Genomic DNA, 12,950 nt, shown 5'->3' on the forward strand with positions numbered 1-12,950 from the left:
TTGATCTTTTAATTGTTATATTTCATCATAAAGAGTGGGATATTTCCTGTATTAGTAATGTTTGAGGCATCAGTAGGATCTTCCAAACTCACAATCTTTCCTTTTTTGGTGCTTTGCAGGTTTTTATAACCAGATTGCATAATTGTAAAATATTTTGTCTGTAAAGAAGTAATTGTAGGTGTAGAATTGTCTCTACTTTTTAGGTTAAAAGTATTAGCAACTCTGTCTATTTCACTGATGTAATATTTTATGTTATCACTACCGATTAATACATCTCCATCTTGAAATAATTCCTCCGGAATTTGTCCACTAACATTTAATCCAGCATCTAATTTGAATTTTCCTCCTGAAGCATTGTCTATTTTGACAGTTGCTCTATAATTTTTATAAGCCCCTTTCATTTGTTCATAGGTCCAATGTGCAGGGAAATTATAGGTATAAATAAGTTGTTTCCATTCGTTAGTGACCGATGTTATAATTGGTTCACCGGTTTCATGATCAAACACTAAATTTTTGGTAGATACTTTCGCACCATCTTTATACTGAATGATGCTGTCTAAAATAGGGGTATTGTATATAATTTTATTAGTTGTAAGGTAGCGTGTACCCTTTCGTCCGGTGTTTATCTTTGGAAAAAAACTAGGTAAAACTAAAGTTGGTGGTTGATAGCTAATGTTAACTTGCCCACCTAAACCTATACTATATGTATTTGCTTCAATTTCATCAATATAAAAATCGATTTCCTTGCCCATATATACTTCCTTTTTATTGCCTTCTTTTAAAAGTGTCATCACTTTATTGTCTAAAGATTTATTGTCATTAGCTAAGGTTTTATATTTATAAACCGATTTTTGTATGGGTTCTCCGGTTGGCTGGTCGATTGTATATGGATAGGTAGCAACCGATTTCGGTCTTCCGTAAATAGAATTATTTAACGTGAATGAATACCCCATTGAATAGCCATTGTACCTAGTGTTTTGTTGCCCAATAAACGGTATAGGCACTGGAGCCCAATAAGGGGCAAACAATGCGCCGCTTCTTTTGGCTTTTGTAGGGAAATCTTTTGCAGTATAAAACTCTGATATATTGATGCCGCTTTGAGCCATAGTAACATTATCATTCTCTAAATTTCTAACGGTGACGCGGCTGTAACCAACGGATGCACTTGGGTATAATCCTGCCCCCAAAGGTTCTTCAGAAAAAGATTGCTCGTTAGAAAAAATGATTTTATGACCGTTGTTATTGGCATTATACCAAATGGGAAGTGTGAATGGAGTTTCTTCAATTCCTAAAATAGGTTCCCATTCTGCCACGCCCGATGACCTTCCATCTGATAAAGTATAATCATAAGTTTGTCCAAATTCTCTGGCATTAGTTTCATCAGATTTTAACTTAATTCTTTTTACCCTTGCGCCACCACCATATTTTCTTTCAGGACTTATTAATCGCACATAAGAGGGTTTATCTAAATTCATTTGAGAAGCCCAGCCCTTTATTTGTGCTTTTTTATAGTACCCAGTAATCATAGTTGATGCCTCATCTAACATGGAAAGAATGTTCTTTGTAAAGAAAACTGTTGGTATTGCATTTTCAATTCCATCGTATTGTACCCCAAGGTCTGGTCTTGATTTCCTGATATATTGAAATGCTGCTAAGCGAATAGGATTCAGAAAATAAGTGCTGGAGTTTTTAGGCTTGAGGCTTTTAATTTTAAAATAGCCAATATTGGTGTCTTCAATGTAACCTACCGTGCTTAAATCGTTCAAATCATTTGAAAGATCTTTTTCCACTTCTGCGTACCCTTCCACATAGTCTTTCGCCATATCCTTATTTAAATCTTTTACAACATCAGAAAGTCTATCAGGATATTTCAGTTCCATAAAAACCCGAAAGCGAACAAATTCAATTCCTTCTATCTGTTTCAGCACATTTTTCTTATCATTATTTAAAGGGAATGGTGATTTAAAATATAAATAAACATCATCAGTCTTAACTTGGGTGCGTATGCTATTACTATTGGTATAAACTTTATCTCCAGTGCCTAAAAGTTCTATATAACTAGTAGCTTTTTTATCCTGCACATAAGCATAATCATCCTTTTCATATTCAACTTTAATACCGCCTTTGGATGGTAAAGTGATCTCATTTAATAGCCACGCGGAAGCTTCATTATCTCTTTTGGCATAGTTTTCTTCTTGATATGTATATGGGTTTTCATTTACTTGTATATCTGGAATACTATTGGTTGATGTCTTTCTCAATTGATCTTCTTGATAAGCGCCCCAACGATCTTGTTGATGATCTGAATAGTCTGGATTTACACCATAATTAAATTGATATTTCGCATTTTCTCCATTTGTACTATTTTGATAGGTAAAGTATAGCTCTTTTAAGGCTGGTGCCATTTCATTTCCTGTGGTATTAGGAATCCCTTTTTTTAAGGAATAGTCTTGATTTAAGTGAACTGTTTGAATAGGACTAGGCCAATTAGAACTTGGTTGGTTTAAGTAAAACTCTTTTACCCATTTTGGGTCTGCTTTACTATAAAGGGTTATTGAAACTAATTCTTTCTGATGCTTAGTTTCTGAAGCATCAACTAATTCTGAATTTTTGGTTTCAAACACCGCAATATGGGTTTTAGTTTCAATGGATTTTACATAAAATAAATCTTTTTCACCTTCTTGATAAGATGCTTTATCGTCTTCTGTATTTTCCAAATAGCCTTTAGAATAGTAAGCACCTTTAAATGGGAATCGCCATTTGTAGTCACGTACTTTTTCATAGTTCATTTTAATATAAGTGCCAATGTCATCCATAGTGGGTCCATCATTTTTAATATCCACATAATCTTGTGATAAAATGGAAGTGATAAAGAAAGTATGTGCATAGGCTGGAATGGTTTCCCTGCTATAAAATTCGTCTTCACCAGCCTTATTATTCACTTTTGCAAATGATAAAACGTCATATGAAGGGCCAGGTATTGGTGGGTTTAGTACTGTATTAATATAGGGCGCAATAGATTCTATTATTTTTGGATTGTCACCATTTGGTCCATTAGTATAGTAATGTTTAGCACCATATTTTTTTCTTCCGTTAGGAACGGAAAAAGTTACCTTCTCAGTTGTGTGGTTATAGGCGGGTAAAAAATAATTATAACGCACGCCATTTGATTTTAACACCGATATACCATTAAGGTGATATCCTTTTCCTTTATCATAATCAATCGGTTCTAACTTGTTAGTATCGTAATTAACAATATGTGGGGAAGTATAGGAATTCTCGATTTCATCTTTTGTAAAATACTCTATGTTTTGGGTCCGAGGACTTCTCCCTTCATTTTCTTTGCCTTTAAAAGTATTCCCAGATCTATTATAACCGGAATGTGCCTGAGCTTTTGCAGCTAGAATATTATAATCCCATCTTAGGTTTATGTCAAATGCAATAGGCTTGTCAGTCTGAAACTCTTCCCAAATAGTTGTATCCATTGCGGATGCCTCGCCAATCATCTTAAAATAGAAGGGCTCAAAGAGTGGTTTTGAAGTGGTTTTTGAATTAAATTTGTAATCATATAATTCGTGTAAATAGTAGTATGGTCTATTATAGTGCTCTTTCCAAGCTCCAGAATAAGCCCCTGAATAAGTGTTTGTAAAATCAAACCCTGCTTTGAATGCCCCAGGCCCACCTAATTCAATTCCACGACTCTCAGATACCGATATTGAATTTTTTTTTGGGTCTGCTAATCGCCCTATGGAATTTTGATAGGCTCTAAAACTCCCACCTACACCATGCCCTTGAATACTGAAAACATCATAAGTTAAAACTGGAATACCTGTTAACACATTATCTTTTGTTATCGGCCCTTCGTTTTCCCTATAAAAATCCGTAACTGCATTTTCGCCATTCTTATTCGCCATATACATAGCACCAAAAGCAGGTGATTTTATTTCTTCACCAGTAACCCACGAACGGGATATATTTCCTGAAATAGATGCTATTTCATTATCTGTCAACACATTTGATTTTGTAGGGTCTGGGGTAAAAGAAAATCCGCTATTGGTTGAATACCGTGTTGCTTGAATGGATGATATTGGGGCCGAGGATGCAAATGATATTTTACCCGAAAAGGAAGATTTTTTCAAATTTAATCCAGGTCCATCATCCAACCTTAAAACTCTGTCCGCAATCATTCCCCTAAGAGTTAAATCTTGTTGCCTACTTCTTGCATGGCTTAGATTTAGATCCCCAAATCCCTGTTTAGAATTAATTGTTGCGCCGAGAGCGGTAGTTCTACTTTTCCCATTCACAAATAAAAAATCTTTATCCTCATTATAACTGCTATAAGATAAGCTTGGAGTTAAACTAAAACCTTCTTGACTCCCAAAAGAAAGACCTAATCCTGCCCCAAATCCATCCTGGTTTTTAGCATCATCTATTTGGTTTAAGGTAGTTCCGAGACTGACATTAATTCCTAAACCACTATAATTATTATAATAGACTCCAAAGCCACTACCAATTGATAGCTCAGCTCCTGCAATTTCTTTTTTTAATAGCGGAACAGCTATATCAAAATTTATTGTTGTACTTGGTTTAGTGTAAAACTGTTTAGTGATTAAGTCTCCTTTAAAATCATCTGGTGTACCTCTTAAATTTCGTTGTATTGCTCCAGCATTTAAGTTCCAACCCAAACCTACCCAACTTGCTGCTTGATCCATCCCAACATTACTGTTGTAAAACACATTAATAGGATAACCACCATCGGGTCCTGGAATGACCATCAATGGGATATTATAATTAAAATCCCCCGTATATAAATTAACCATGTCATCCACTCCAATCGGGGCAAATCCAGCGGCCTCAGGCTGCGTAGGTCCTGTTGTTTGCCCTGACATCAAATGAGTGAAAAGAAGAAAAATTATTAGTGTTACTATTTTTGTCATTTTAAACACTTTTTAAAAATGTGAGATATTTCTTTACGCCTTTTTCGTTTATAACTTCCAGTGTATAGATGCCCGATGAAAGATTATTTAAAGGAATGCTAAGCTTGTTTGTTCCGTATTTGACAGCAACTGATTGTGTGATGTTGTTTTGAACAATTACTTGCTTTTGATTGTAGATATTATATTCCAACTTCCCATCTTGATCGTTATAATTTTCTTGATAGATTACTCTTATATGGTCATCATTTATGTATCGTGGATGAGTTGTAATATTATCTTCTAACTGAATGAAATCCTCTGGATTTGATGGAACTGCAGGCACAACGTTATAAATTGTTGTGCAAGATTGTAACAGTACTAAGTAAAAAATGAGGTGTAAATATTTCATTCCTTAAAACATTATTCTCCGTAAGATTAGAAAATCATAACCTTAGAAAAACCTTGAATCTATTAAAGGTTGGTTTGAATCTATTACCTGTTGTTTTAAGTACATAAAGTGTTTTCAATGAACTTTAGCATAAAAAGGGTGAATTTTGAATGTAAGATTTAGTGAATCGAATATTTTGTCTCTATAATTCTTCTCTTTCCCTTTCTAAATACGTCTGTATGTTAATACATATGGGTTTCGACATTTTAGTCGAGACAGAATTAGAACTTGTGGCCGTTTTTTTAGAACGTAAATGGACTTATTTTTTTAAATTAGCTATAACTAAAACCACCAAATAACCAATAGTTCTAACACAAATAAAGAAGTATATCGCCTCCTAAAGATTACCTTAACTATAAAAAGCAATTTTTAATTTAAAACACTCAATGATGGATATACTTAAAAAACCAATTAAAATTGAATATATTGAAAATGCAGGTGCGTTGAAAAAATTTGCAAAACACCATTCAGACTATATTATCTGTCTTATGGATCGCAAGCCGGATTTCTGGAGAAAATTGGGTATTACCCACTCACGAATCACAGATTTGGGCCCACTCCCCAGTACTCCTGTAATAGCTCTACACAGATAGCTATGATAGCTCCATTATCAAACTTGTTGTAGTATTTTTCTACTGGTCAATTAAAAGGCTTTGTCTTTTTGAATATGGTTTAGAAGACTAATTTATGATAGATTATATATGAGCTAAAAAATCTTAACATTTTCCGAGATCTAACTAGTCGCTATGAATTCAATATTTAAAAAAACTAGATATTTAAAAAAAGTCAATTATAGGTAATCACTTCAAACATCAACTTTGTAGATTTTGACAAACTTGTAATTTGTATAATTATACAAAATATTAATTGTTAAATTATTGTTAAAATTAATAAATTATTAATTTATAACGGCTCTGGTATATATCTTTGTATTATATATCACAATAAGTTGTGAATTATTTAGATTAAGTATTTACCTATACTAAGTAGCGGGTTTTTTAACCCGCTACTTTTTTTTTAATTACAAAAATAAAATATGTTAATTAAGAAGCTCATTGATCAGGCCAATTCTATAATTTTCGGGGAAGTTACTTCCTATTAAGTCGTCAATATTTATATCTTTTAAAGATTCTTCTAATCTGAAATTCATCTCTAAATATATATAAACGTATTCGTGATGAGCTACTTCAATCTTATCATTATAGAAATCTACCATAATGACATAATCTCCTGATGTTTTGTCATGATTTATCACGAAGTAGTCATTTATTTTCTTATGTGCTATTTCGTAAAAATCTAGTCGCTCTATCCAATTTTCTTCAAGGTTTTTCATAATAAAGTATGGGTTTATTTTAATTGAACATTTAAATTCATTTTCTTAAGTTCTTCTCTTATTATATTCTGAATTTCTATTTTGTTTTCTGAAAAACACAGAATTTCATCATGTCGAGTAATTACCTGTAGCCCTGCACTTACCCCTATTCTTTCTACAATTATTTTACTCTCCTTTTTTTGCAGTATTTCCCAAAGCTTTTCTTTTTGTTTCATTTCGTTTATACTTTGTATTACGCCTGGATATAACGTTTCCATACTATCATAGAGCTTTCCAGATTTTAATGGTTTTTCATTGAAAAAAATATATTTGAAGCACTGTAACTTAATGTCACACCTATCACTATTTGTCTGAGTAGCTAAATTTTCGTAGAATACACCCATACCAACATCTTTTTTATAACATTCTGAGTCAATCCTAGTGGCTAATAGGAGTGGCTGACAGTTAGCAATGTCAATGCTTTTTAATCCCTCACGGCCGTATAATGACATGAATGGTATAGCTGTGGATGGCAAGTTAACGACATTGGAATAAAAGCGACCGGTAGCAGAAACCTTGAACCACAGATTTTGTAAATTCACCTTGAGACATTTTTGTACAGAATTATGAGCGATCTCTGGAGTTAGCTTTCTCTTCTGAACAACCCCATTAACACATTTTGGTTTTAAATCCTTTCCTATATTGTCCCGCAACCAATATATATAACTATCAAGGTCTATACGGACATTATATGAGTTTTCTATCAAGTTATGGTGTTTAGGATATTTTGCGAGCCAATACTCTTTATTCCTTAAATTTCGAAATACTTTTTCAAAATTAATCTCTACTTCCGTGAAGTGAGTAGTGTTAAGAAAAGAGAGATCAATTTTATATGATCTTGTAAAACAATCAACACTATATTTTTTATTTATCTTGATTACTTCTGCCTCTTTCAATAGAGAAATTAATTCACTGTATTGAATCATCCGGCCTTTTAAAATGAGCTTAAACGATTTCAATTCCTTCCATCCTATATTTACATACATATCGTAAGATGATTCATTTGAGGCTATCTGGCGCTCATATATGTACATCCAAAGAGATATCAAAGTTTTTTTAAGTCGGTTGATTTGCTTTATTTGATATTTGTTATAGTTAGGCGATGATTTGATGCTATTATTTATTTGTTTGAGGAGTTGAGATGGTATTAATATTTTTTTCAAGTTTCATTACTTAATTTTTTTTAATGGATAGAGTCCTTTAAGCCCTTGTGGGTTTATGAAGCTGTCGCTATATTGTGTATTCAAAAAAGGAAAGAAAGTTTATTTTAAAATCGGGTAGGCATATGATATATAATACTATTTAAGGTAGGTTAGTTAATTGAAGTTAAGTAGGTAATTAAATATTTGACCACTTATACTCCATGACTTTCGAAATCCAATAGATACTCGAAGCTGAATGAAGAGAGCCGAAAGCCCCACAAAGGGCTTTCAATCGGCGAACAAATGAATGTGTATCTTTTTTTCAAAAATTGATTGTTAGAAATAAATAATTAAGAAAACTACTCAACAAATTACAATAGGATTTCAATTTTTATTTTACACAGCAGAATTTTATTAATATTATATAGTTTTAATTTTTTCTATAATTTGTTGAGCTTCTATAGTAAGCTCACCGCTCTCGTATGTCTTTAGTAGTTGTCCGGGGAAATGTTTCTCATACCAAACTTGTTTTTGCTCCCACCTTTGTTTGTATTTCGGTTTATTGAGCATACCTACATGTTCCCAGTAATAAGTTTTGCCGTTTACGTTGATGGTGAAATCAGGTAAGTAAAATGTCTTATCAGGTGCATACAAAATAGTCTCATAGCTGAAGCTTTCGACTTCATTGCTCACAAGTAGATTAGTAATAATTACCTCAGACTTACTTCGTACCATATACTCACTCAATGTCTTATGAATCTTTCCTTCTTCATACCACCCTCCCATATTGGAGAATTCAAGTGGGAGAGGCTCAAAATTGAAGAGTGATGAGTTGATGAGTTTAAGTTTAGATCGTTCCGGCCTTCTGAGGCTTTGAAGGATACTTAAATCTTTCTCAACGAAGAGTCTAAGTTTCACTGAGGCTCGGGTAATACCTGTATAGATTAACTCGGTAGAAAGCAGAGCTTGCTTCGATTGTGGGATAACCAAATACAAGTATTTAAATTCACTTCCCTGAGCCTTGTGGACCGAAATAGCATATCCTAACTCGATGTTCTCTTCAACCTGCTTATCACCAGAGAACGAAATCGAGTAATTCTTTTGACGGTTGAACTTTACATTGAAGCGTTGAATATTGTTAATGTAATTGTAGCGTTTTCGATCACGAGCATCAATCCAAACTTGCCCCATTTCACCATTGTATATCGCTACTCGTTCATTTTGGTGTGAATCAAAATTATACCCAAAGTACGATTTTCTTCCGGCACGATTAGTGAATTGAATTACCTTATCGAAGTAAGTAATACTTGCCAGACGTCCTTTCTTGACATTCTGTCCATTCAGGTTTTCTTGCAAGACTTCATTCAGTCTAGCTGTTCCGAATAGCTCACCACGGTATGGAGAAATTACCTGATAATCCATGATATTGTCTGAGCCGGACTCTTTCATATCTACTTGAATGGATTTAATCAGATGCTTTTCGAGTGTATCTTCATTTTCCCATATGTCAATTTTCACATCCTTATCTAATGTTCCTTCTTCATTCAATCGATTTAAAACATCTTCAACATCAGACTTAACTTCAAAATGATTAAGATTATCCGGTTGAGTATATAGAGAAGCCAAATCAATGATACCAGTTCCTTTTCTATCGATACGATTCTCCATTTGGCGCATGTTGTAGCCTAGTACACCGTGAGCTTCAGGTTCAGCAGACTTTACAAATTCAATAGTTTCTTTAAAGACCTTGCCTTTGCCGATGGGTGGTAGCTGGTTTGGATCACCTACAAAAATTAACCGTTTGACATAATCCCAATGAATAGCACGGAATAGAGTAGCCATGAGCTCAAGATCAATCATTGAGGTTTCATCAATAATGTATGTAGTCACCTGAGTTTCTCGCTTTCCACCATTTTTTTTCATCGTAAAGTTTGGATTTAACCATCCGCATTGAGCCAGAAATTGATGAATGGTCATGGTGTTTACTATTGAACCTTTGGTAGACTCACGCATGCGATCCGATGCTTTGCCTGTTGGTGCTAGTAAAAGGCATTTTTCTGTATTATTCGAACTAAGTTGAATTGCCTTAAGAATAGCATTAATCACAGTAGTCTTTCCTGTACCAGCTGCACCTGACAAAATAGCTAATGGCTTTGTGAATATCTGCTGACACACCTGTACTTGGCCATCAACAGCCTTTTTATATTCTTCAGGAGATTTTAGGTATATGGAACAGCCTGGTTTTAAAATTTCGTTCTCCCACTTCTGTTTGCTAAATGGTCGTTTAATTTCCACATCGACACGACCAATAAGGTTCCTGAGATTTTTCTCGATAAACCTCTCTTGGTCATATACATCCTTGTGGTAGAAATAAGTGATACCCTCTGCTGTTCTGGTAATAATCTTATGATCAAAAAAACCCTGATCAAACTCAATATACCCCTTGTTAAAATCATTTTTCTTCCATTCCGGATAGTTAGCGAGTTTTCGATTCACAGTATCGAGGATTGACTCTTGGTCGATGAAAGAATGAACACCCTCCTTCTTCAGAACATCAATTATAAGTCCCCGTAGCCTTCTTGGATCATCTTTTGGAATCAGGATATCAATTCCCAATTCCTGAGAAGGCAATACTGCGTGATCAATCTTTTCGAAGTTAATCACATCGGAACCATCATCACCAATAAATTCCTCCTGAAGCAGAAACACATTTTCAATGATTTCTTTTGGAGTTGCCAGCAATCCATTTTCTGTTCGATTATCATTAAGAATAAGTTTTATCTGATGGGGTTTGAGATCAATTCTGCTAAGAACATTTTCTATCAGTTGCCTTTTCTCAGAAGACTCGATTTTAATGATCCAGTTTCTCTGGTATTGCTTTAATATGGCATCCGTAACATTATCGGAAGGAAAGTCTTTAAGATTTTTGTCATTGAGATACTGAAAGATTGTCTTCTTTGCTTTAATATCTTTATTCTTTGAGACTGCTTTCTTATAAAAGTTCATCAATTCAGGCATTTCCATCACTTCCAAGACAGAGAACAAACCCGGAAATGCACCTCTGTACGTCCATAGGTCATTCTGAAGGCTCAGCAACCATTTCTTTCGTTCTTCCCAGTTCTCAGTATTATCGATCTTTTCTAAATAGTTGACTATTTCAGTTAGCCGCTCCACATAAATCAATGCATCATCATCAGAAATGTGTTTCGTCCCGTATTTGAAATTTTCAGCTATTTCAGGGATATAGGTGATGTGCTCCAAGACTTCTGGATTATCTCGATATTTATGGTATGGGATGGCGAATCCCTCATCAGGAAAATGAGAAGTGATTGGCAATTGCCAGACAAAGCCATCAGCATATTTCTTTCGATTGGGCTCTGATACATTCTCGTAGTACATAACATCTCCAACCTTCTTTACCCTAGAGATTCCTACCAGAACGAAATTTCTGCTATCTTCTTGGCTAAAGGGGTTGCTTTTATTTGCATAATAGAAAATTAAGCTTTGATCTGGTGATACTTTCTTGAAAAAATCTTTGGCTGCTTGTAAGCGTTTTGCATAATCATAGATTTGACTTGATTCTGGTCCGGCCTTGATGTCATCTGAGTACATTTGCTCATATGGCCATATGCAGGCAGTAGCAGCTGGGATTTCAAACTCAATTCCGCTAGAGTCGTCACGAAAAAAGTCTGGAGGATGACTCTCCCCTTTTACTGCTTTTGTTCCGAATGCATTAATGCTATATGAGCATGGAGGAATCCCATCAATAGTTGAGCAATGGCATCCCGCTACACCTTTCTGTTCCTCCCAGTCCAAGTCTCGCGCCTTTGAGATTAAATCACCGGGGTAAGATTGCTGCCCAACGCAATAGGTATTCTTCTTTGGTTCACGGCATACGTACCCATTCCATCCATCATCATGCCAGGCAAGTCTAAGTGAGATGTGTTTGGACATTATAACTTTTTAAAATGTGTTATCATTCGATTATTTTTCATTTGCTTACAAAGTCTCGGCTATAAGTAATTGTTGTAAATAGTACTTTACGCAATTTTTTATATTATTTCAAAGGTTTTAATAAACTCCTGAAATTTCTTTTCGACATTATTATCATCTGTAACTTGAAGCATATAACTTTTCATTTTGTGATGGAAGAATACCGCTTTAGTAGTTCTTCCATTCTGGGTGTTCTCATAATAGACTGCATCAAATTTTTTATACTTCCCTCGATTATTCTTAATGGACATTTCGTCAAATTTTGCTTGATAATAATCTAAATCATTTTTATTGAAATCAATTATTTCTTGTTCTGTTTGTCCTGCAAGGACTTTATCAAAACTGCTTACATTAATATTATAATCTGTACCATTATCGTAAACGTGAAATGGTCTTGAATTATCATTCATTCCGTTTTGTTTCATTTGTTGTATTCTCAATCTATCGAGCTTTATTTCTTTATTACATTTTACCATAAATCTCTCTTTTTGAAATACTTGGTAGCCATCTTCTATTGCTTCATTTTTATTAAATTTATTAGCAAAAGGAATGTTTAAAGTTTTTTCTTTCATTTCAATAGACTTTATGCTTTTAGCAATTTGAGCAAAATTATTGTCGCTGAGTGCCATTGAATTTATTGTAAATTGCTCCCTGTTATTTCGTACTATTGCAAAAACTCCGTATGATGTTAGGGTAACAATACCTACTCCTTGTTTTTTTAGATCTTCTTCATAGAAAGAAATAACTCCTTTAAAACCGCTTTTTTCAAATTCTTCTGTCCGAATCAATTCGCTGTTTTCAAATAAATCTTTAGTATTTCGCAATGTTAAATGTTCGTTGAGTTCAGTCTTTAAATCTGAATTTCCAATTTCCCCCATGCTAATGTTAAAATAAGTGTGTTCGCCTGCTTGCCAGGTAGTTTCGTTAGTCTTGCTGTATGTGTTTGGCAAATCAATCAAATATTTAGTTCCGACATCGAACTTTTTAAACGTTGTGTCCCTTTTTTCATTACAAGAATTTAAAATTAAGAGTACAAAAAATGCTGTAAAACAAACTATTAAGTTTTTCATATCGAATAA

The 12,950-nt window shown here is 34.1% G+C and carries 6 protein-coding genes; all 6 read right to left on the bottom strand.

The features are described from left to right. Positions 1–8: 8 nt before the first annotated feature. Positions 9–4,937, bottom strand: coding sequence for a hypothetical protein (locus DZ858_RS01610; RefSeq protein ID WP_147309558.1), 4,929 nt, complete (start codon positions 4,935–4,937; stop codon positions 9–11). Between the two features lies 1 nt (position 4,938). Continuing rightward, positions 4,939–5,325 carry a hypothetical protein gene (locus tag DZ858_RS01615; protein WP_117157829.1) on the bottom strand — a complete coding sequence of 129 codons (387 nt, stop codon included), beginning with the start codon at positions 5,323–5,325 and terminating at the stop codon, positions 4,939–4,941. 1,078 nt (positions 5,326–6,403) lie between these two features. Then, positions 6,404–6,697, bottom strand: a complete 294-nt coding sequence (locus tag DZ858_RS01625) for a hypothetical protein (protein WP_117157831.1) — start codon at positions 6,695–6,697, stop codon at positions 6,404–6,406. A gap of 14 nt (positions 6,698–6,711) precedes the next feature. Further along, complete coding sequence (locus tag DZ858_RS01630) at positions 6,712–7,899, bottom strand: hypothetical protein (protein WP_147309559.1); 1,188 nt, start codon at positions 7,897–7,899, stop codon at positions 6,712–6,714. 399 nt (positions 7,900–8,298) lie between these two features. Then, positions 8,299–11,832, bottom strand: a complete 3,534-nt coding sequence (locus tag DZ858_RS01635) for an ATP-dependent DNA helicase (RefSeq protein WP_117157833.1) — start codon at positions 11,830–11,832, stop codon at positions 8,299–8,301. A 98-nt stretch (positions 11,833–11,930) separates the two neighbouring features. After that, entirely contained in the window at positions 11,931–12,941 is a 1,011-nt protein-coding gene (locus DZ858_RS01640) for a hypothetical protein (protein ID WP_117157834.1), read from the bottom strand. Between the last annotated feature and the right edge of the window lie 9 nt (positions 12,942–12,950).

The sequence above is a fragment of the Marixanthomonas ophiurae genome (genome assembly GCF_003413745.1).
GTDB classification, from domain to species: Bacteria; Bacteroidota; Bacteroidia; order Flavobacteriales; family Flavobacteriaceae; genus Marixanthomonas; species Marixanthomonas ophiurae.

Coding starts and splice junctions, on each gene's coding strand:
- DZ858_RS01610 (WP_147309558.1), bottom strand. CDS start 4,937: ATGACAAAAATAGTAACACTAATAATTTTTCTTCTTTTCACTCATTTG.
- DZ858_RS01615 (WP_117157829.1), bottom strand. CDS start 5,325: ATGAAATATTTACACCTCATTTTTTACTTAGTACTGTTACAATCTTGC.
- DZ858_RS01625 (WP_117157831.1), bottom strand. CDS start 6,697: ATGAAAAACCTTGAAGAAAATTGGATAGAGCGACTAGATTTTTACGAA.
- DZ858_RS01635 (WP_117157833.1), bottom strand. CDS start 11,832: ATGTCCAAACACATCTCACTTAGACTTGCCTGGCATGATGATGGATGG.
- DZ858_RS01640 (WP_117157834.1), bottom strand. CDS start 12,941: ATGAAAAACTTAATAGTTTGTTTTACAGCATTTTTTGTACTCTTAATT.